The following is a 21,466-nucleotide window of genomic DNA, read 5'->3' on the forward strand; positions in this document are numbered from 1 at the left end:
ATGCGGATCGTCATCGACGCGATGGGATCGCCCGCCGGATCGGGCGGGATGAACCTGTACGCGCGCGAGGTCGTCGGCGCCTGGGCGCAAGCCCACCCCGGCGACGGCATCATCGTGGTCGGGGGGCCGTGGGCGGCGGACGCGTTCGCCACCCACGCGAACGTCTCTGTGCACGTCGTTCCGAGCGTGTCACCCGTCGCCCGGGCGTGGACCCAGCTCGTCTCGTCCGCGATCGTGTTCCGACGCTCCCGCGCCGACGCGCTGCTGTCGCTGAGCCCGGTCGCCTCCCCGCTCGTGCCGCGCGCGCGCCGCGCGGTCGTCGTGCACGACTGGCGGCACGAGAACCACCCCGCGGAGTTCCCTCTCGTGCAGCGCCTCTACCGGCGCCTGTGGCGGTGGTCGGCGGCATCCGCGGGGACGACGGTGGCGATCTCCGAGAAGACCGCCGCCGAGACCCGCGATCGCGTGCGGCCCCGCCGTCTCGTCGTCGTCGAGAACGGCGGCGACCACCCGCGGCGGTGGCACACGGCACCGGCGTCCGCCCGGGGCGTGAACGTGGTCACGTACGGGCATCTGCCGAACAAGCGCCCCGAGGCCGTGATCCGCGCGGTCGCCGCGATGCCCGACGTCACCCTCTGGGTGCTGGGGGCGGTGGACGAGTACCGGGAGTCGCTTCGAGAGCTCGCGGCGCGCTACCGGGTCACCCACCGCGTGCGACTGCCGGGATACGTGTCCGACCGTTCGTACCAGCGGATCGTTGCATCCGCGGCGGCCCTCGTCCTCAACTCGTCCGACGAGGGCTTCGGCCTCCCGGTCGTCGAGGCCGCGTACTTCGGGATCCCCGTCGTCGTGGCATCCGACAGCGGCCTCGCGGCGATCCACCCGGGGGCCGTGCACGTCTCGGATCCCGATCCGCAGAGCATCGCTGATGCCGTGACCGCCGCCCTGCGGGAGGAGCCCCGCCGGCCGCGGCGCGTGCGGCCGTGGGCCGACTGCGCGCGGGAGACGCGTGCGGCCGTCGAGGCGTCGCTCCCACGCCCGTCGCGGGTACCGGCGATCGCGGGGAGCCGGCGATGAGGATCAACCCGTGGGCGCTGCCGCTCGTCCTCCTCGGAGCGGCGATCGTGGCCCTGCTGGTTCGCGACCTGTCCGATCCGGCCGCGCTCGCCCTCGCGGGCCTTTCCGCGGTCATCGCGCTCAGCGGCGCCATCCAGTCCGCCGCGCACGAGCTGCGGCCGGCCGCCGCGGCTTTCTACGTCTTCTGGTTCGCGTGGCTCGGGGTGGGCCCGATCGCGCAGCTCACGCTGGGCCGCGTCGCGTGGAACGACACACGGGCGCTCGCCGATCCGGCGGCGGTGCGGCTCGCGCTCGTGCTGACCGCGCTCGCGATCGCCTTCTTCGCGATCGGCGACCTCGCGACCCGTGCCCGTGTGCGCGCCCCGCGTCCCGAGGCGCGCGCGTCGATCCGCCGGGTCGTGCACGGCATCGTCGTGGCGGCCCTCGTCGTCGTCGGCGTGAACGCGGTGAACGTGCTCGGGCTCAACAGCCTCTTCGCGAGCCGCAACGCCCGGGGTGACGCGCTCGACGCGGCGGGCGGCTCGCTCTCGGACGCCGGCGGGGTCGTCTACGCCCTCTACACGGTGCTCCCGGCGGGCCTCGCGATCGCGGCGGCGCTCCTCGGCGTGTATCGTCTGCAGCTCGCGTGGCGCGGTCTCGCGCACGTCCGCGTGAGCGAGATGGGTCTGCTTCTCGTCGGAGTCGTGGGCATCGCCCTCTTCGCCAACCCGTTCTCGCAGACGCGCTTCATCGCGCTGCTCGCCCTCGGATCGCTCGTGCTCGCCGCGGTGCGCCCGCGGTCGCCGCGCGCCGGCTTCGCCTTCCTCGCGCTGGGGATCGCGGCGACGCTGCTCATCTACCCGCTCGCGAACGTGTTCCGGCGCGGCACGCTCTCGTTCGGGAGCATCACGGCGAACACGTTCGTCTCGCCCGACTTCGACGGGTTCCAGCAGGTCGTGAACACGCTGTCGTACGTGCAGACGCACGGCTTCGCCGGAGGCCACCACCTCGTCTCGGCCGTCCTGTTCTTCGTGCCGCGCTCCGTGTGGGCCGACAAGGCCACGATCGCCTCGGCGGATGTCGCGAAGCACGCCGGCTACTCGTTCACGAACCTCTCGCTCCCGGTCCACGCCGAGCTCTATCTGCAGTTCGGCATCGCGGGCCTCGTCGTCGGGATGCTGCTGCTGGGCGTGCTCGCCGCGCGGGTCGACTCGGCGTGGCTCCACGCACCGCTGTCGAAGTGGGCCATGCTCGCGCCGCTCGTGTCGATGGCGATGTTCGGGATCCTCCGCGGGCCGCTCGGCGCGCAGGTGCCGGCGTACCTGCCCGCGATCCTCATCCTGCTCGTCGCGATCCGCTCGAGCCCCCGCACGCGGGCCCTTCCCGATGCCACGGAGCAGCCCTCGTACGATCTGCAGCCGGTGGGTGCCCGATGAGCGCGCCGGTCGATGTCGTCGTCACGTGGGTGGACGACACGGATGCCGCGTGGCGCGCGCTGCGCGACGAACACCTCGTGCGCTCAGGCGCCGACCCGTCGGACGTCGCCACGCCCGATCGCTTCCGGGACTGGGACCTGCTGCGCTTCTGGTTCCGCGGCATCGCGGCGAACTGCCCGTGGGTCGGGACGGTGCACCTGGTGACGCAGTCCCCGCCGCCGGAGTGGCTCGACACGGAGCATCCGCGTCTTCGCGTCGTGCGGCACGAGGACTTCATTCCGTCCGAGTACCTCCCGACGTTCAACTCGCGCACGATCGAGCTCAACCTGCACCGCATCGAGGGGCTGTCCGACCGGTTCGTCTCGTTCAACGACGACATGTTCGTGCTGCGCCCGCTCGACGAGACGCACTTCTTCCGCGGCGACCTGCCCGTCGGCTTCGGCGTCATGAACGCGATCTCGCTGGGCGACAACGTCTCGCATGCGATGCTCAACGACGTCCACCTGCTCAACGGCCGGTTCTCGAAGCGCCGGGTGATCGCCCGGTCTCCCCTGCGGTGGTTCAGCCCGCGCTACGGGCGCGGACTCCTGCAGAACCTGGCCCTCGCGCCCTGGCCGCGGTTCACCGGTTTCCTCAACCACCACCTGCCGCTGCCGCTGCGGCGGGCGACCATGATGCGCGTGTGGGGCGAGGCGGACGCGGCCCTGGAGCGCACGTGCCGGTCGACGTTCAAGAGCTTCGCCGACCTGAACGTGTTCCTCTTCGCGTGGTGGGCGCTGTGCGAGAACGCGTTCGCACCGGCGAGCCCGCGCCGCTACGGCACATTCATCCAGCTCTCCGACGCGTCGATCGACCGGGCGTGCGAGGTGGTCGCCGGTGCGCGCACTCCCATCGTGTGCCTCAACGACGGCCCGCTGGACTTCGAGACCGCCCGAGCCCGCCTCGCGGCGGCGTTCACTTCGCTCCTGCCCGCCCCGTGCGAGTTCGAGCGTCAGGAGGAGGAATCATGACCGAGCGCATCCTGATCACCGGCGGCGCCGGGTTCATCGGAAGCAGGCTCGCCGCGCGCCTCGCGGGCGAGGGACACGAGGTGCGCGTGCTCGACTCCCTGACCGAGCAGGTGCACGGTCGGCGTCCCGTGCACCCGCCCCTCCCCTCCACGGTCGAATTCGTGCGCGGCGACGTCCTGTCGCGCAGCACGCTGAGAGCGGCGCTCGCCGACGTCACGGTGGTCGTGCACCTCGCGGCCGACACCGGAACGGGCCAGTCGATGTACGAGATCGACCGATACGTGCAGACGAACGCCGGCGGCACGGGGCGCCTGCTCGACGTGCTCGCGAACGAGCGGCACTCCGTGCGGCGACTCGTCGTCGCGTCGTCGCGCGCCGTCTACGGCGAGGGGGCCTACCGCACGTCCGACGGCCGTGTCGTCTACCCCGGGCCGCGCAGCGAGGCCGACCTGGTGCGCGGCGACTTCGAGGTGCGCACGCCGGGCGAGACCGAGCTCGTGCCCGCGCCGACGCCCGAGTCCGCGCCACTCCAGCCGTCGAGCGTGTACGGGATCACGAAGCACATGCAGGAGGCGCTCGTGCTCACGGCGGCTCCGGCGGTGGGCATCGAGGCGGTCGCGCTGCGGTACCAGAACGTGTTCGGTCCGGGTCAGTCGCTCACGAACCCGTACACGGGGATCCTCTCGATCTTCTCGGGCATCCTGCGGCGGGGCGGTGAGGTCAACGTCTTCGAGGACGGGCGCGAGAGCCGCGACTTCGTGTTCGTGGACGACGTCGTCGAGGCGACGCGACTGGGGGCGCTGCATCCGGATGCCTCGGGTGTCTACAACGTCGGCTCGGGCACCTCCACGACCGTCGTCGACGTCGTCGAGGCGCTCGCCGCCGCGTTCGGCGCCGAGCCGCGCATGCGGGTGTCGGGCAGCTTCCGGGCGGGCGACATCCGCCACAGCATCGCCGACACGACGCGCCTGCGCGCACTCGGCTGGGCGGCCGCGACGAGCTTCGCGGAGGGCCTGCGGCAGTTCGCGGCCTGGGTCGAGGAGCAGCCGGCGGATGCCGCGGGCTACGAGCGCTCGCTCGCCGAGCTGTCGTCGCGCAGCCTGTTCAAGTGACGAGCGCCTCGCCGCGGGCCGCCGCGGCCAGGAGCGCGAGGACGTCCGGCGTGTACGTCGCGGCGATCTGGCGGTCGTTGCCGCCGCCCTCGTTCGTGCGGTAGAGCCCCGTCGGGCGCGTGCCGGGCACGCCCAGGAACTCGAGTGGCCGTGGTCGCACCTGCACGATCGCGCGGCCCGACCGCACCGCGAGGAAGTGGAGCCACACGTCGTCGGCGCGCGGCGCCCGCTCGACGAAGCCCGTCCCCGCCTCGCGGATCACGTGCGCGAACGTGCGCGGGTACAGCACGCCCGACACGCCCGTCGCGAAGTGGAGCGGTGACGGTGTCGTGCGCCGGCACGGCTTCCACGAGGTGTAGGGGCGGATGCGGGGTGCCTCCCCCATGTCGTCGACGCCGAGGACGTGGGCGCGGAAGCACACGATGGCCTCCGGCACCCGCTCGCCCGCGTCTCGCAGCTCGGCGAGCCACCCGCGCGGATAGAAGACGTCGTCGTCGGCCGTCACGAAGTCGCGGTCGGGCTCCGACTCGACGAGCGGCCAGTACTTCGTGTGCGGGCCGAGGTCGACCGCCTCGCGCACCTCGAGTCCTCGCGCGACGAGACGTCGCAGTGTCGGCGGACGCGGGCGCGCGTGGTCATCCGGCCCGAGCCACAGGATGAGCCGGCTCGGGCGCACGGCTCCACGGCCGATCGACTCGAGCGCGAGGTGCACGATGTCGAGCCGCGGTCCGTGGGTCGTGAGCGACACGATCGGGCCATCCCCCGTGACGGGAGCCTTCGACACGCGATTGCGCATGTCGAAGCGCACACGCAGCGCGCGGCGCGCGACGCCGTTCCACACACGCCGGGGGATGCTCGTCACGCCCTGCCTCCTGCGCGTGGAAGGAGTGCGGAGACCGCCCGGAGGTCCGCGAACCGAAACGCGTAGAACGACCCGACCGGAATCCCCGACGTGCGGCGGAGGAGGACGAGGTTGAGGTTGCTCGACACGAGGTTGCCGATGAGCGTCGCGACGGCGGCGCCGACCGCGCCCCACACCGGCACGAGCACGAGGAACACCGCGACGTTCACGACGCACGCGATCACGAGGCTGATGCTGCGCAGGCCGGGCCGCCCGCGCGCCGACAGCCCGGTGCCCGCGATCGACCCGGGGTTTCCGAGCACGACGGCGGCGAGGAGCACGAGGAGCGGCACGAGCGCCCCGCGGAAGTCGTCGCCGAACAGCACCGGCAGCCACAGCCACGCCGTCGCCGCGATCGCGAGCGCGACGGCGCCGGTCGCGATGGTCGACATCCGCGATGCGCGCGCGAGGAGCTCGTCGTCGCCCTTCGCGGCGTCGTGTGTGAACACGACGTCCCGCACGGCTGCGTTCACGATGAGCGGCGCCTCGCTGATCGTGACCGCCACCGCGTAGAGCCCGAGCTCGTAGGCGCCGCCCACGGGCACGAACAGGAGCTGGTCGATCCGGATGAGGAGGATGCCCGCGACCGCGCCGATCCATGAGCGCAGGCCGTACCGGAGGAGGTCGGCGGTGCGGGCCGATGCCTCGTCGGCGGCGTCCGCATCGGCTCGGGCGGTCGCCTCACCCGGTCGCAGGCCGAGGTACACGAGCCCGCCCACCACCGGCGCGAAGGCGACGACGATCACGGCCGCCGCGACCGTGAGGGTGCCGGTCGCGAAGAGCACGACGATCGCGATGACCTTGACGAATGCGGCGACCACCCGCTCCGTCGCGATGAGCCGCCAGCGTCCGAGGCCGGCGGCTCCCGCCTGCACGACCGCGACGAGCACCGTCGGCACGATCGCGAGCGCTCCGACGACCATGTAGCCCGCGAGGGTCTCGTCCCCCGCGCTCAGGAGCGTCGCCGCCTGGACGGCGACGACGACCGCGACGAGGCCCGCGAGCAGGGTGAGCACGGCGCCGCGGCGAAGCGCGACGCCGATCAGGCGCGGAGAGCGCGCAACGACGTAGGTGACGGCCGTGGGGATCCCCAGGGGCGCGATCGTGACGGCGAGCAGGAGCGGCGCCGTCGCGGCAGCGAGTTCGCCGCGCCCCGAGACGCCCAGCCCCACCGCGAGCAGCGGTGCAGTCGCGAGCGCGGCGACAGGGGGGAACGCGCGCCCGACGAACATCGTGACGACGCCCCGGCGCAGCGTCTGCGCGGACCCGCGTCCGTCGTGCCGCATGCCCATCCGACTCCCCAGCCGCCACCGCCCGCCGATGGTGGCTGCAAGCCTACGTCGAGGAATTCAGTTTTGCGACAGCCGACGTCAAGGTAAAGTGTGCGCTACTGGGGGCACAGACAATGGGGCTGCGACACGTTGGGGTCGGCCCTCGCGTGCGGTCGAAGGGGATGACCGGGGCGTGGGTCGTCATCGTGGTGCTCGCTGCCGCCATCATCGCCGGCGCCGCGTGGATCGGCATCCGCGCCGCGCTCGCGCACGGCCACCTCCGGGCGGTGCAGGCGACCGCGCAGGACATGCGGAGTCTGCTCGACGATCCGACCGCGATGGCGAGCACGCTCGCCGAGGCCGCAGACCACACCGCCGCCGCGCGCGCCCTGACCTCCGACCCGATCTGGCGCGCCGCCGAGGGCATCCCGTGGCTCGGCGCGCAGCTCGGAGCCGTGGGCGTGCTCACGGGCGCGGTGGACGACGCCGTCGGCGACGCCCTCACCCCCCTGGCCCTGTCGGTGTCGCAACTCGACCTCACGGCCCTCCGCCCGCAGAGCGGACGCATCGACCCGGCACCGCTCGCGGGGCTCGGCGCCGACGCCGGACAGGCCGCCGAACGCCTCCAGGCGGCCCTCGCGACGGTCTCGCAGATCGATCGCGGCGCGCTCGTGGGGCCGGTGCGCGACGCCGTCGACCAGGTCGCGGACCTGCTCGCCACCGCGCACGGCGGCGCGGATGCGTTCGCGCGGGCGGGCGACCTCCTCCCGTCGATGCTGGGCGCCGAGGGACCCCGCGATTACCTGCTCCTTTTCCAGAACAACGCCGAATGGCGCTCGCTCGGCGGCATCCCGGGTGCGATGGCGCTCGTGCACGTCGAGGACGGCCGCGTCGAGCTCGTCCGGCAGGAGTCGACGGCCGACTACCGCCGTTACCGCGAGTCGGTTCTCGACCTCGGACCCGAGGTCCGCGGCATCTACGGAGAGAACCCGGGCCGGTGGATCCAGAACATCACGCAGGTGCCCGACTTCGCGGTGTCGGCCTCGCTCGCGCAGGAGATGTGGGCGCGCGAGCACGGCGGCCAGCGCATCGACGGCGTCATCTCCTTCGACCCGGTCGCGCTGTCGTACCTCCTGAAGGCCACGGGGCCCATCACGACGCCCACCGGAGACCGGCTCACGGCGTCCGACGTCGTCAAGACGCTCCTGCGCGACTCGTACCTGCGGTTCGACCGACCCGCAGACCAGGACGCGTTCTTCGCAGGGGCGGCGGAAGCGGTCTTCTCGACCGTCACCGAGGGCAGGCTCGACACGACGCGCCTCGTCTCGGCGCTCGGCCGCGCCGCCGACGAGCGGCGCCTGCTCGTGTGGAGCGCGCATCCCGCCGATCAGGCGATCATCGAGGGCACCGCCCTCGCCGGACGGCTGCCCGACAGCGACGACCGCACCGCGCGCTTCGGTGTGTATCTGAACGACGGCACAGGATCGAAGATGGACTTCTACCAAGCGGCGTCCTCGACGGTCCGGTGGGTCTCGTGCGAGAGCGGGCGGGACGGCGTGACGGGGCTGGCGGAGGTCTCGGTCACGATCGAGAACAACGCGCCCGCGGATGCCGCGGACCTCCCGCGGTATGTGACGTCCGGAGGCAAGTACGGCCTCGAGCCGGGCACGGTCCGCACGGTCGCGTACATCTACCTTCCGCCGGGCTTCGACCTCGTCGACGCGTCTGTCACAGGCGATGTCGGCTTCGGCGGCGGCGTGCACGACGGACGCCGTGTCGTGAGTGTGAGCGTGGACGTGGAGCCCGGGGCATCCGCGACCCTCACGCTCGCCGCGCGTCCCAGCGAGCCGTCCGCTCCGCGGCTCGCGCTCGTGTCGACGCCCACCATCGGCGGAGCTTCTGGGGAGGAGGCGACATGCAGGACCTGAACCCATTGACCGAGGCCCCCGCGACGTGGCGGGGCCGCGGGTTCGAGATGTGGAACAATTCGGGCTGGATCCAGGAGAATTCGGGCAGGGCGCACGAAGGGGAGGTGCCGGTGGACATCGGCGCGAAGGGGGCGACGGCCGTCGTCATCGAGGACGATGACGTCGTCCGGGAGCTGCTGCTCGACATCTTCGAGTCGGCGGGCTTCCGCGCTTTCGGCGCGTCCAACACCGTCGACGGCGTCGACGCGGTCGTCGAGCACGACCCGCTCATCACCACCGTCGACATCAACATGCCCGGCATCGACGGCCTCGAGGCGACGCGCCGCGTGCGCGACCGCAGCGCGACCCACATCATCGTCGTCTCGGCACTGACCGACGAGGCGGATGCCGTGCTGGCGCTGTCGGCGGGCGCCGACGACTTCGTGCCGAAGCCCTTCCGGCCGCGCGAGTTCCGCGCGCGCATCGAGGCGGTGCTGCGGCGCGCGAAGTCCGACACCCCGGCCGAGGCGACGGCGGCGCCCGCGTCCGAGATCGGCGCGACCGGCGCGGAGCCGCAGGCGCTCGTGTACGACGACCTCGTCGTCGACCGCTCGACCCGCATCGCGGCGCGCGACGGGGTCGACGTCGGGCTCACGCGTACCGAGTTCGACCTGCTCGTCGCCCTCATGGAGACGGGGCAGCGCGTGCGCACGAAGGAGGAGCTCGCGCTGGCGGTGCGCAGCCAGCGCGGCGGCTCCGTCGCCGAGGTCACGGACGTCGAGATGAGGACGATCGAGACCCACATCGCGAAGCTGCGGCGCAAGCTCGACGAGGATCCCACCGACCCCCGCTACATCGAGACGGTGCGAGGCGTGGGCTACCGACTCACGGGAACCGCGACCCGGCGATGACCCCGTCCGGTCGAGGAGCGGCCGTGTCGACCGGTGTCATCCCGTTGATCGACCGGGGGTCCGAGGTCGGAGGCACCGACGCCGACATCCGCAACGTGTGGATGTGGCAGCTCCTCTTCGCCGCCGTCGTCGCGATCATCGTCGCCGTCGGGTACGTCCTCGACCCCGCCGTCCTCCGCATCCCACCGCTCGTCGTCGGCGTCGGCGGCGTCTTCGCGACGACCATCGCCGCGCTCGTCGTCCCCTGGCGGCGCCTTCCCGCGGGCTCCGCCGTGTGGCTCCCCTACCTCGACATCCTCTGGGTCGGCCTGCTCACGTTCAGCACCGAGCTGCGACTCTCGCACCTGTGGGTGTTCCCGGTGACGTGGCTCGCGTCGCAGTTCCCGCTCTCGCGCCTCGTGGCGGCCCTCGCCGTCGTCGCGGTCATCACCCTCATCGAGGTGCTCGCCAACGAGCCGTCGCCGGCGAGCGCGCTGCGCGTCATCATCGCGGTCCTCGCGCTCGCCTTCGTCGGCATCGCGATCCACGCCACGGCGCGCCAGGGGCGCGCCTTCCGCACCCTCCTCACGCGGCAGTCGCAGCGCATCCGCCATTCGCTCGACACGGTCTCGACCGAGAGGCGCCGCATCAGCGACATGCTCGACGCCATCCATATCGGGCTCGCGCGCGTGAGCTCGTCCGGCGAGCTCCTGTCGACGAACGCGGCGTACCGCTCGCTGTACGCGATCGACGAGTCCGACCCCACCCAGCCTGCCCACTCCGTCGAGTACGACGGCCTGCGCGGCAATGCGCTCCGCGCCGGAGAGCGCACGTTCGACCGCGCGATGCGCGGCGAGGAGTTCGAGGACGAGCGCGTGTGGCTGTACGACTCGGACGGGAGGTGGCACGCGCTGTCGATCACGACGCGGCATCAGGCGCCCCGGCCCGGCGAAGAGGACAGCACGATGATCATCGCCGAGGACATCACCGAGCTGATCGCCGCCGACAAGCGACGCCAGGCGCTCGCGGCGCAGGTGTCGCACGAGCTGCGCAACCCGCTCACGGCGATCCTCGGGCACACCGATCGTCTGTTGGAGAGCGACCGGATCGACGATCGCGAGCGCAAGCGGCTGCTCGTCATCGAGGAGTCGACCGAGCGGATGATCCAGCTCGTCTCGACGATCCTCTCGGCCCGACCGGACGCGACGACGCGCGCCGACCGGGATCCGCGAGCCGTCACCGACCTGCGGGCAGTCGTCGAGGCATCCGTGGAATCGTTCGCGGTGACCGCGAACGACCACCGTGTGCGGCTGACCCTCGAACCGGGCGAGCCCCTCATGATCTGGGGCGACGCGTTCCGCCTGCGCCAGCTCGCCGACAACCTCGTGGGCAACGCGCTCAAGTACACGCGCCCGGGCGGGTCGGTCGACGTCAGCGTCCGCCGGGACGGATCGATGGTCGAGCTCATCGTCGCCGATACGGGCATCGGCATCGCCGAGAGCGACCTGCCCCGCATCTTCGAGCCCTACTTCCGGTCCGAGACTGCCGTCGAGAGCGGCATCCCGGGGACGGGGCTCGGGCTCGGGATCGTCCGCACGATCGTCGACGCACACGGAGGGACGATCCACATCGACAGCGCACTGGGCGTCGGCACGACCGTGACGACCCGGATACCGGCGGAGGCGACATGACGACAGCGACCGTGGACGGCTCGGTGCTCACAGCCGTCCTGGCCACCCTGACCACGATCCTCATGGTGGGCCTGGGGTTCCTCTATCGACCGTCACCGGCGACTCTGCTGTGGTCCATCATGTTCCTGGTGCTCATGTTCGCCAGCTACGGCGTGCTCATCGCCGAGGCGAACCGGATGCCGATCCTCGGCGAGCTCTCCGAGGGCATGATGATGAGCGCCCCCGCGTTCGTGTGGTCGGGCCTGCGCGCCGCTCGCGGCGTGCGGCCGCATGCGTGGAGCGGCCCGCTCGTCGCGACGTTCTCGGCGGTCGTGCTCATGGTGAGCGTCGGACACCCACCTCACTCGCTCGTGTACTCGGTCGCCTACTTCATCGGCGCGATCTGGGCGGGACTCACGGTCATCGAGCTCATCCGCCGGCACGAGCGCGACATGGGCCGCCTCCTGCCGCTGCTGATCGTCTCGGGTCTCCTCCCGATCATCGGCACCGCGAGCATCGTGGCGGCCGTCGTCGGCTTCCTGTCGGGCAACGAGCAGCATGTGCTGCCCGACCTCAAGTCGATCGGCGTCGTCGCCTACCTCACGTGTGCGCTCATCACGCTGCTCGCGATCGCGCGCAATCCCGACGAGTCCCGCGGCCGTTCGGGGGCCGGTGAGGCGTTCTGGGACACGGCCCGCGACCGTCTCACGCGCGCCGAAGCCGCCGGCGAGACGTCATGGTGCCTCGTCGCGCTGTCGCTCGACGACACCGACGCCCTGCGCGCCGCGGGCGGCGACGACGCGTTCCGTCGCATCGTCGCGCGCCTCGGCTCCGATGTGCGCGCGGCGTTCCCGGCCGAGGCCGACATCTTGGGGGACGGCAGCGGCGGCTTCCTCGTGCTCGTGGCACGGCCCGACTCGGCGCTGCGCGACTGCATCCGCGACCTGCTCGATCGCGTCTCCACGGTGCGCGCCGATCAGCCCCTCGCCGTCGAGTTCTCGGCGAGCGTCGGATCCGCGTGCGCGCGTACGCACGGCTACGACCTCGACACCCTCATCGCCGCCGCGCACTCGGCGATGGACAAGGCCCGCGCCGAGGGCGGGCATCAGTGGGCGCGGGCGGGCGCGGTGTGACGTTGCGGATATCGGTCATCGGATGCGGCTACCTCGGCGCCGTGCACTCGGCGGCGCTCGCGTCGATGGGCCACGAGGTCGTCGGCGTGGACATCGACGGCGAACGCATCGCCGCGCTCTCGCAGGGCGTCGCGCCCTTCTTCGAGCCGCGTCTGGAGGAGCTGCTGCGCGAGGGCCTCGACGCCGGCAGGCTGCGCTTCACGACCGACATCGCCGACGTCGCCGGCGCCACGGTGCACTTCGTGTGCGTCGGAACGCCCGAGCGGAAGACGAGCCGCGCGGCCGACCTGACGTTCGTCGAGCAGGCGATCGACGAGCTCGCGCCGCATCTCGAGCGCGGGCAGGTCGTCGCGGCGAAGTCCACTGTGCCCGTCGGCACGGCTGAGCGCCTCTCGCCGCGCGTCGAGGCGCGCGGTGCGACGCTCGTGTGGAATCCTGAGTTCCTGCGCGAGGGGTGGGCGGTACGCGACAGCATCGAACCCGACCGCATCGTCGTCGGAGTCGCCGGCACGCCGGCGGGCGAGGCAGCAGCCGACGTGCTGCGCGAGGTGTATCGCGACACCGTCGCATCCGGGACCCCGTTCCTCGTCACCGACTGGGCGACCGCGGAGCTCGTCAAGGTCGCCGCCAACGCGTACCTCGCGACGAAGATCTCGTTCATCAACGCGATGGCCGAGATCGCAGAGGTGACGGGCGCCGATGTCACGCTGCTCGCCGACGCGCTCGGCCACGACGGGCGGATCGGGCGCCGCTACCTCGGCTCGGGCATCGGCTTCGGCGGCGGATGCCTCCCGAAGGACATCCGCGCGTTCGTCGCACGCGCGGAGGAGCTGGGGCGCGGGGAGTCCGTGGCGTTCCTGCGCGAGGTGGAGGCGGTCAACCTGCGCCGCCGCGAGCGGGCCGTGCAGCTCACCGTCGACGCCCTCGGCGGACAGGTGTTCGAGAAGCGGATCACGGTGCTCGGCGCGGCATTCAAGCCGCACAGCGACGACATCCGCGACTCCCCCGCGCTCGAGGTCGCGGTGCGACTCAAGGGCCTCGGCGCCGCCGTCACGGTGACCGACCCCGCGGCCCTCGACAACGCGCGACTCCGCTACCCGCAACTGCGCTACGTCGACGATCGCGACGAGGCGCTGCGCGGGGCGGACGCCGTGGTCGTCGTCACGGAGTGGGACGAGTACCGGCGCCGGCTCACGCCCGAGCACGCGGCGAGCCTCACCGCGGGGCGCGTCGTCGTCGACGGGCGCAACTGCCTCGACGCCGCCGCGTGGCGGGCGGCGGGCTGGACCTACCGCGGCATGGGCCGCCCCTGACGGCCCGCCATCGCCGGCGTGTCGACGCCCGCCGATAGGGTGTGCGCATGGCGCCGCCCCCCGTCTCGACATCGCTCGAGCGCACGTATCGATACCTCCGCATCGGCGTCGCCGGCGCGGTGGTCGTCATCTTCACGGCGGTCGGGGTGGCCGCGGCATCCGTCGGCTGGCTCACGTCGGTGAGCGACTACTACTACACGTCCGCGCGCGACGCGGTCGTGGGGGCGCTCGTCGCAGTGGCGCTCGCGCTCGTCGCGCTGTCAGGGCGCGGAGCGGAGCGCTTCCTGCTCGACGCGGCAGCGGTGTTGGCGCCGCTCATCGCGGTGGTGCCGACGACCGTGGTGCCGGGGTCGATACCGGGGATCGAGGTCTCGTGCGAGGGGCGCTGCTTCCCCCGCGCGTACGAGGCGGATGCCGCGACCGGAGTCACGACGTACCTCATCGTCGGCGCGCTGACGGTCCTCGTCGCGCTGCTGCTCGTCGCTGTGAGGCAGACGTCGCTCGCGAGCATCGCGGCATCGCTCGTCTTCACCGTCGCGGTGCTCGTCGCGGTTGCGCTCACGTGGTCGCTCGCGCGCGATCTGTTCCTCGAGCAGGGGCACTTCGTCGTGACGGTCGCCTTCTTCGGATTGTTCGCCACCGTCGCGATCCGGAATGCGTTTCCGCGCCGCGAGGCGCCGCCGCCCCCGGTCTTCCGCGCGATCTACACCGCGATCGCGGTCGGGCTGGCGCTGCTGCTCGTCCTCTACGTCGTGCTGCTGCCGCAGTCCGATACGACCGGGGTGCCGGTCGTGCTGATCACCGAAGCCGCCGCGCTGGTGCTGTTCTTCGCGTTCTGGGTCGTGCAGGGGATCGAGAAATGGCGTGATTCGGATCCAAGGCTCGCACCAGCGTCGACGGGGCCCGCGCACACACCGTGAGCATGCGAGCCCTCCGCGGTCGGCGAGGCGTCCACACCGGCATCTCGGAGAGGGCGAGCGTCGCCCGCGGTGCGACGCACGAGGCCGCGACGCGGCCGGCGTCGCCGCTGCGGTCCTGGCGCCGCTCCGTGAACTCCGGCTGAGGGGCGGTGTCCGCCACCTCGGCCCTCGAGTCGGCAGCGTGCCGGAGGAGGCATCCGTCGAGGCTCCGCGAGATGTTGTAGATCGAGACGAGCACGAGGGTGAACATGACCGCCTCGAGGGCGGCGAGGTTGATGACCCCGATGATCATGGCGGCGATCCCGACCGCGAGCACGACGACCGAGGCATCCGCGATCAGCCGGATGTTGCGGGCGACGCCTCGCAGAAACCAGCGGGAGGCCCCCAGCACCACCACGAAGGAGATGAGCATGCCGTTCGCGCCTCGTTCGTGCAGGAACTCGCTCACCGACAGCGGGATCATGCCGGCGGCCGACATGCTGACGCCGAAACCCGCGACCGCGGCCGGCAGGATCGTCGCCGCATTCGCCCGACGGACCACGCCGATCTCGACCGCGAACCGCAGCTGAGCGCGCAGCGGCTGGGCGCCCATCGCGATCACGCCGCCGACGACGGTGAGCGTCGCGTTGAAGGTGTGGCCGGAGAAGTCGTCGAACATTCCGAGCCTGCTGAAGTGCAGATGCCACCACAGCGGGTCGGTCGTCGTCGACGCCGCGAGCCCGATTCCAAGCAGAAGCATCGCCGCGGCGACCACGATCGGCGGAACGGGCAGGCCCGTGTACTCGCCGATCCCGCGCGCACGAGACACCGGAAAACGTACAGCGTTGAGGATCGTCGGATGCAGATTCATCGAGCTGCAGGCGTGCTTGAGTCGTTCGCCCCCTCCCCCCGGCGATGGCGCCGGCGAACTCGACGAACGGACGCCGGTTGGTCACCCCCCAATACCCAGCGGAGCCGTCAATGATTGGGCACCATGCTACGAGACAAACGCTGATGATCACCCATTCGCGCGCATAAGACGTACGACGCGCCGTGATGAGGGTGCTTCTGAGGGAGCGTTCAGCCCGTCTTCAGCGCACGACGGCGGTGACCGTCGCGAGGCGCGCGAGCACTTCCTGGCTGATCGATCCGAGCAGGAACCGAGCGAGCGCGCCGCGGCCGTGGGTGCCGATGACGGCGAGCCGCGCGGTCGCTGCGAGCTCGTTGATGATGAGCGACGGATACCCGCGCTCGACGCGTGTGACGATCTCGAGATCCGGGTAGTCCTGGCGGGTCCCCGCGAGCGAAAGAGCGAGCGACTCATCCGCGAGCAGCCGCATGTTCTCGAGGTACTCCTCGGGATACCAGCCGAGATTGCGCGGTGCCTCGAGCGGCGTCCACACCGTGACCGCGATGAGCGGCTCGTGCAGGCGGTCGGCCTCTGCGGCCGCGAACCGGACCGCGGATTCGGATGCCTCGGAGCCGTCGACGCCCACGACGACGCCCGACCGCCCCTCGAAGTCGAGGTCGGGCACGACGACGACGGGGCACTTCGCGCCCGCCGCGATCCGCAGTCCGTGCGCGCCGCGCGCGGGACCCGTGCCGGGGCCCTTGTAATCGCTGCCGATCACGAGGAGGTCGGCATCGGCGGATGCCTCGATGAGCCACGCGACCGGGCTGCCCCGGCCGACCCTCGTGGTGACCTGCACACCGCGCTCCGCGACGCGGGCCGCCTCCTCGGCGAGGAGAGCGCGGGTCTGCTCGACGGCGTCGTTCAGCACGGACTCCTCGCCGACCGCGCCGATCGCGCCCCCCACGACCGCCACGAGCTCGACCGTCTGGCCGCGCTCGGCGGCGCGTGCCGTCGCCCAGTCGACGGCTCTGCGGGCGGCGGGCGCGGCGGTGACTCCAACGATGATGGTGCTGCTCATGACGCTTCCCTTCGCCGGGCGGTGACTCCAGCCTACCGAGGGGAGGTCACGCCGCGCCGCGCGCCGCGTCGGCCGACAGCTCCGCCGTCACGAGGATCGGCAGGTGGTCGCTCAGGCCTTGCGGAAGCGTGCGGACGCGCTCGATCGTGAATCCGACCGAGGTCGCGAAGTCGTAGTGGCCGCGGAAGAAGCGGTACCGCGTGTACGTGCGCGAGTCGCTCAGCGAGAGCTCGTAACCCTGCTCGCGCACCTTCTGCCCGAGGTTCTCCTTGAACACGGGGTAGTTGTAGTCGCCGACCATGAGGGCGGGGAGACCTTCGCCGAGCCGCTCGAGCGCCGCGAGCGCGGTGCGGATCTGGTGGCGCCGCAGCGAGTTGAGCGCGGTCAGGGGTGCGGCATGGAACGAGGCGACGATGAACTCGCGACCGTCGTCGATGTCGTGCAGCCGCACACCGAGCATCCGCTCCTCTGCAGGCTTGAGCACGCGGTCGTGCAGGGACTTCTTGAGCGCGAGCGAGCGCACGTCGATCGCGCGGAAAGTGTTCTCGCGGTAGTACACGGCGAGGCCGAGGCGGTTGCGCTGCGTCGCCTGGGCGAGCCGCAGGCCCTCGATCATGTCGGGCATGTCGCGCGTGTCGACCTCCTGCAGGCACAGCACGTCCGCGCCGTGGCGATCCACGAGCCCCGCGAGCTCACGAGCGGCGCGGTGCTTGCGCAGGTTGTAGGAGATGACCCTCATGCCGCTTCCAGCCTATGCCGCGGGCCTGAACTGATCCTGATCGCGCGGTCCTCGGTCGGCGGAGCCGGTGCGAGCCGCGTGTAGCATCGGAGTGCCTCACTATCACATCGGGTACCGCAGCTGGGGTCGGATCTCGACGCATGGCACGTCTTGGAAGGACTGCATGAACGCCCCGGCCGACGAACTCCTCACCGCCGTCATCATCGAGGACGACCCGGAGATCCGCCGCATCCTGTCCCAGGTGCTCGAGGCCGCGGGCTTCACGACCGTGTCGGCGGACAACGGGCTCGACGGCGTGCGCGCGGTGGTCACGCACCGGCCTCTGCTGACGACGCTCGACGTGACGATGCCGGGCATCGACGGGTTCGAGGCCGCGCGGCGCATCCGCGCGCAGTCCGACACATACATCATCATGCTCACCGCGCTCTCCGACGAGGCCGACGTCGTGGCCGGGCTCGGAGCCGGGGCCGACGACTATCTGCTCAAGCCCTTCCGTCCGCGCGAACTGCGCGCCCGCATCGACGCGGCTCTGCGCCGGACCGGCGTGAGGCCGCTGCAGGGCGGAGCGGGCGGGCCCGCACCTCGGAGCAGCGAGGCGCCGTCGCCGGCGAGTGCGCGCCCCGGGACCGCCACGACGCCGGTCGCGCCGGCGGCCACGGCATCCGTCACCTCGTCCCCCGCCCCGGAGGGCGCCGACGCCGAGTGGCTCGTTCACCGCGATCTCCGGCTCCACCCCGAGCAGCGCGTCGTCCAACGCGGGGGCGAGGAGCTCGATCTCACCCGGACGGAGTTCGACCTGCTCGAGGCGCTGCTGGAGTCGAAGCGCCGCGTGCGCAGCAAGGCCGACTTGACGCTCATCCTGCGCGGCGAATCCTTCGCGACGGGGTACTACGTGGGCGACGCCGACAGGCGCGCGATCGAGGCGCACATGACGAACCTTCGCCGCAAGCTGGGCGACAGCGCCGCGAGTCCCCGCTACATCGAGACGGTGCGCGGGGTCGGCTACCGGCTCACGTCTGAATAGTAAGCGGCCCGATCGCGGCGGGGCTGTGGGGCGGAGGCATCCGCTTCCCCGCCGGATGCCTCCGCCTTTCCCCAGATCCAGGACCCCAGCTCCTGGCTTCTCTTCTTTCCCGCTCCGGGACCCCCAGGTCCCGGTTTCCCTCCCCGATCGCGGGCTCCCATACCCGCTCACGGGGTTCCGGCGTGCTCGGGTGACACGTCGGAGCCTCTGCAGACAAGCATGCTCGACACACCTCACGCGTCGGTTCGTCTTCGACCAACGTCCCCGCAAGGTTTTCGCAAGAGACCCTCAACGGCTGCGCGAGGCGGGCCCGTAGAATCGACCGCATGGTTACCGGGGGGAGGGCCGGGCCGCGGTGGACCGTGGGCGCGCCCGACGCGAGAACGCGCTCCATCTGGCTGACCCAGCTCGTGCTGGCGGCCAGCGTGGTGGTCATCTGCGTGCTCGTGCTCGCCCTCCAGCCCGACATGTTCACCCGGTGGGGCTTCACGACAGGCGCGTTCGCGATCGTCGTCGTGACCGTCGCGACGCTCGCTGTCCCGTGGACCCGCCTGCCCCACCTCGCCGTCCTCGCGGTCCCGTTCATCGATGCCGTCGCGATCGCCCTCATGGCGAACAAGACCGAGCAGCGCTTCGGATTCCTCTGGCTCTTCCCCGTCATGTGGGTCGCCATGCACTTCGCGGCCGCGTGGCTCGCCGCCCTGCTGGCGATGATCGGAACGCTGGTGCTCCTCGAGGCCGCTCTCAACCCGAGCGGCCAGGCGGCGCTGCGCATCTTCGTCGTGATGCTCTCCCTCACCTTCATCGGCATCACGGCACACCTCGCCCTGCGCCGCAGCCGGGCCCTTCGACGCCTGCTGCGGCGTCAGGCCCGCAGGCTCACGAACAGCCTCGAGCGTCATTCCGGACAGGAGAAACGCACCGCCGAGATCCTCAACGGCATCGACACGGGCATCGTGCGGCTGTCGGCGAGCGGACGCGTCCTCACGGTCAACGACGCGTACGCGCGCCTGTACGGACTCGATCCGCTCGACCCGAGTCTGCCGGCCCGCTCCGTCGAGTACACGAGCCTGCGGGGCATGCCCGTGCCGCTGTCGGAGCGGCCCTTCAACCGCGCCGCGCGAGGCGAGACCTTCACGGAGGCCTCGGTGTGGCTGTTCACACGCGAGGGCGAATGGCGCGCGCTGTCGATCAGCGCGAAGCGGCTGAGCGGCACCGAGGACGAGGAGGACGGCATCCTCCTGCTCGTGCATGACCTGACCGCCATCACCCAGGCGCAGCTCGAGCGCGAGCAGCTCGCCGCGATGGCGTCGCATGAGCTGAAGCATCCGCTCACCGTCATGATCGGCAACGCCGAGCTCGCCCTCGAGATGGACGAGCTCACACCGCGCACCCGCGAGCGGTTCGAGTCGATCCTGGCGGCGAGCGAGCGCATGTTCGAGATGACGAACGGCCTGCTCACGACCACGAGCCCCGGCTTCGCCGACGAGGAGTCCATGGCCGACATCGACCTGAGGCAGATCGTCATCGAGTCCGTCGGCTCGTTCCGCCCGACCGCGGCGGCGCACAACGTCGAGATCGATCTGCGGCTCGACGTGCCGCTGCCGGTCACCGCCGACGGGTTCCGTATGCGCCAGGTGATCGACAACCTCGTGAGCAACGCGATCAAGTACACGCCGGACGAGGGGCGGGTGCGCATCGTGGGCGTCGCCGACGGGTCGGATGTCACGGTGACGGTCTCCGACAACGGGATCGGCATCTCGGCCGAAGACCTGCCGAAGATCGCGACGCCGTACTTCCGCGCGGAGGACGCCAAGCAGACCGCGAGCGGAACCGGGCTCGGCCTGGGCATCACGTCGGCGATCGTCTTCGCGCACGGCGGCACGCTCGACATCGAGAGCGAGAAGGGCGTCGGCACGACGGTCGCCCTCCGGCTGCCGCGCTCCGTCGGCGCGACGCCGAGAGTCGACGAGGAGGCACGCTCGTGAACGAACTGGTCAGCGGATCGGCCTTCGAGCTCGGGATCGCCCAAGCCGCGATCACGACGCTCGCGACGGCGCTGGCGATCGGCATCGGCTTCCTCACGCGGCCAGGGCGCGACACGTTCTACTGGACGGTCGCGTTCGCCCTCGGAATGCTCGCCACGTACGGCGTCATCGCGGGCGAGCTGAACGACGCCGAGCTTCTCCGACGCGCGTCGCTGGGCGCGCTCATGGGTGCGCCGGCGTTCCTGTGGTCGGGGTTCCGCGCGCTGTGGGGGCTGCGCCCGCACGCGTGGGCGGGCGCGGTCGTCGCGGTCGTCTCGTCCGGGACGCTCGTCGCGGTCGGCGACTCCGGCTGGTACGGTCCCGCCTACCGCACCGTCTTCCTCGTCGCGTCCCTCTTCGCGGGCGCGTTCGTGCTCGACTGGGCGCGCTCGTCCGCGCGGCGTCGCGACCGGCTCCTGCTCCCCCTCGTCATCGTGTCGATCGCGTTCGTCGTCACGGGTGCGACGGCGTTCGTCGCGGGGCTGCTGTTCGCACCGTCGGGCGGCGACGACTTCGCGCTGCTGCGCATGGTCGCGTCGCTCGGGATGCTCGTGTACGTCGCGTGCGCCCTCGTCGCGGTGCTGGGGGCGACGCTGCGCAGCAGCGCCCTCACACGCTCCGCGGTCGCGTCCAGCGGCTGGCAGCGTTTCATCCAGACGGCGACCGAGCGGCTCGGGCGCGCACACCGCACGCTCGCACCGTGGTCGCTCGTGCAGCTGCGCATCGACGACGCGGCCGACATCGCCGAGACCGCGGGGACGACCGCGCTCGCCGAGCTTTCGGCACGGTTCATGGAGGAGGTGCACGAGGTCTTCCCCGCGGAGTCCGACATCGGCTCGCCCGAGCCGGGGACGGTCGTCGTGCTCGTGCCGCGCGCCGACGCGGTCGTGCGCGACCACCTGCGGACCACGCTCGACCGCGTCTCGCACATCGACGTGCACGGCGCGCTCCCGATCCGGCCCACCGCGAGCGCGGGCTGGGCACCCGTCTCGGTGGTGGGATACGACCTCGACGCGCTCCTGCTCACGGCGGGCGCGGCGGCGTCGCTCGCGAGCGAGAAGGGCGGCGACCGGTGGGAGCGCGTCGGCGCGGACACCGTCGAGCGGCTCCTGAGCGAGCTCGGACGGCGCTGAGCGCGTCGGCCGCC

General features: G+C 71.8%; 17 protein-coding genes. 13 read left to right on the forward strand and 4 right to left on the reverse strand.

Annotation, left to right across the window (positions count from 1 at the left end; translation table 11 throughout):
* From VFF97_RS10660 to VFF97_RS10675, 4 genes are read left to right on the forward strand one after another with little or no spacing between them, the layout of a single operon-like run.
* Positions 1-1,077 carry a glycosyltransferase gene (locus VFF97_RS10660; protein WP_325033481.1) on the forward strand — a complete coding sequence of 359 codons (1,077 nt, stop codon included), beginning with the start codon at positions 1-3 and terminating at the stop codon, positions 1,075-1,077.
* A complete protein-coding gene (locus VFF97_RS10665; RefSeq protein ID WP_325033482.1) occupies positions 1,074-2,492 on the forward strand; it encodes a hypothetical protein in 1,419 nt (472 codons plus the stop codon). Before VFF97_RS10660 ends, VFF97_RS10665 begins: the two co-directional genes overlap by 4 nt.
* Entirely contained in the window at positions 2,489-3,502 is a 1,014-nt protein-coding gene (locus VFF97_RS10670; RefSeq protein ID WP_325033483.1) for a Stealth CR1 domain-containing protein, read from the forward strand. Before VFF97_RS10665 ends, VFF97_RS10670 begins: the two co-directional genes overlap by 4 nt.
* A complete protein-coding gene (locus tag VFF97_RS10675) occupies positions 3,499-4,614 on the forward strand; it encodes an NAD-dependent epimerase/dehydratase family protein (protein WP_325033484.1) in 1,116 nt (371 codons plus the stop codon). Before VFF97_RS10670 ends, VFF97_RS10675 begins: the two co-directional genes overlap by 4 nt.
* On the opposite strand, the gene VFF97_RS10680 is transcribed toward VFF97_RS10675, so the two are convergent.
* Positions 4,607-5,476 (reverse strand): hypothetical protein, encoded by an 870-nt coding sequence (locus tag VFF97_RS10680; RefSeq protein WP_325033485.1) that lies wholly within the window; start codon positions 5,474-5,476, stop codon positions 4,607-4,609. The two genes, VFF97_RS10675 and VFF97_RS10680, sit on opposite strands and share 8 nt — an antisense overlap.
* Positions 5,473-6,801 (reverse strand): lipopolysaccharide biosynthesis protein, encoded by a 1,329-nt coding sequence (locus tag VFF97_RS10685; protein WP_325033486.1) that lies wholly within the window; start codon positions 6,799-6,801, stop codon positions 5,473-5,475. Before VFF97_RS10685 ends, VFF97_RS10680 begins: the two co-directional genes overlap by 4 nt.
* A gap of 167 nt (positions 6,802-6,968) precedes the next feature.
* Between VFF97_RS10685 and VFF97_RS10690 the strand changes: the two genes are divergently transcribed.
* From VFF97_RS10690 to VFF97_RS10715, 6 genes are read left to right on the forward strand one after another with little or no spacing between them, the layout of a single operon-like run.
* Positions 6,969-8,714: a DUF4012 domain-containing protein gene (locus tag VFF97_RS10690; protein WP_325033487.1), complete on the forward strand. Its 1,746-nt coding sequence runs from the start codon at positions 6,969-6,971 to the stop codon at positions 8,712-8,714.
* A complete protein-coding gene (locus VFF97_RS10695) occupies positions 8,702-9,604 on the forward strand; it encodes a response regulator transcription factor (RefSeq protein ID WP_325033488.1) in 903 nt (300 codons plus the stop codon). The genes VFF97_RS10690 and VFF97_RS10695 overlap by 13 nt, the downstream gene beginning before the upstream one ends.
* 23 nt (positions 9,605-9,627) lie before the next feature.
* Complete coding sequence (locus VFF97_RS10700; RefSeq protein WP_325033489.1) at positions 9,628-11,274, forward strand: HAMP domain-containing sensor histidine kinase; 1,647 nt, start codon at positions 9,628-9,630, stop codon at positions 11,272-11,274.
* Positions 11,271-12,386, forward strand: coding sequence for a diguanylate cyclase domain-containing protein (locus VFF97_RS10705; RefSeq protein WP_325033490.1), 1,116 nt, complete (start codon positions 11,271-11,273; stop codon positions 12,384-12,386). Before VFF97_RS10700 ends, VFF97_RS10705 begins: the two co-directional genes overlap by 4 nt.
* 2 nt (positions 12,387-12,388) lie before the next feature.
* On the forward strand, positions 12,389-13,699 hold the full coding sequence (locus tag VFF97_RS10710) for a UDP-glucose/GDP-mannose dehydrogenase family protein (RefSeq protein WP_325033509.1): 1,311 nt from the start codon (positions 12,389-12,391) through the stop codon (positions 13,697-13,699).
* Positions 13,700-13,746: 47 nt separating this feature from the next.
* Complete coding sequence (locus VFF97_RS10715; protein WP_325033491.1) at positions 13,747-14,619, forward strand: hypothetical protein; 873 nt, start codon at positions 13,747-13,749, stop codon at positions 14,617-14,619.
* 1,070 nt (positions 14,620-15,689) lie between these two features.
* On the opposite strand, the gene VFF97_RS10720 is transcribed toward VFF97_RS10715, so the two are convergent.
* Together VFF97_RS10720 and VFF97_RS10725 are read right to left on the reverse strand one after the other, a co-directional pair.
* Positions 15,690-16,529, reverse strand: coding sequence for a universal stress protein (locus tag VFF97_RS10720; protein WP_325033492.1), 840 nt, complete (start codon positions 16,527-16,529; stop codon positions 15,690-15,692).
* A gap of 46 nt (positions 16,530-16,575) precedes the next feature.
* The gene (locus tag VFF97_RS10725) at positions 16,576-17,268 is read right to left on the reverse strand and encodes an endonuclease/exonuclease/phosphatase family protein (RefSeq protein ID WP_325033493.1); all 693 of its coding nucleotides are present in this window, start codon (positions 17,266-17,268) and stop codon (positions 16,576-16,578) included.
* A gap of 163 nt (positions 17,269-17,431) precedes the next feature.
* On the opposite strand from VFF97_RS10725, the gene VFF97_RS10730 reads away from it, so the two are divergent.
* The 3 genes from VFF97_RS10730 (at position 17,432) to VFF97_RS10740 (ending at position 21,452) form a co-directional block, all read left to right on the forward strand.
* Positions 17,432-18,292, forward strand: a complete 861-nt coding sequence (locus VFF97_RS10730; RefSeq protein ID WP_325033494.1) for a response regulator transcription factor — start codon at positions 17,432-17,434, stop codon at positions 18,290-18,292.
* Between the two features lie 326 nt (positions 18,293-18,618).
* Positions 18,619-20,280, forward strand: a complete 1,662-nt coding sequence (locus tag VFF97_RS10735) for a PAS domain-containing sensor histidine kinase (protein WP_325033495.1) — start codon at positions 18,619-18,621, stop codon at positions 20,278-20,280.
* Positions 20,277-21,452, forward strand: a complete 1,176-nt coding sequence (locus VFF97_RS10740; RefSeq protein WP_325033496.1) for a hypothetical protein — start codon at positions 20,277-20,279, stop codon at positions 21,450-21,452. Before VFF97_RS10735 ends, VFF97_RS10740 begins: the two co-directional genes overlap by 4 nt.
* Positions 21,453-21,466 lie beyond the last annotated feature (14 nt).

It is taken from the genome of Microbacterium sp., from assembly GCF_035687345.1.
Taxonomy (GTDB): domain Bacteria; phylum Actinomycetota; class Actinomycetes; order Actinomycetales; family Microbacteriaceae; genus Microbacterium.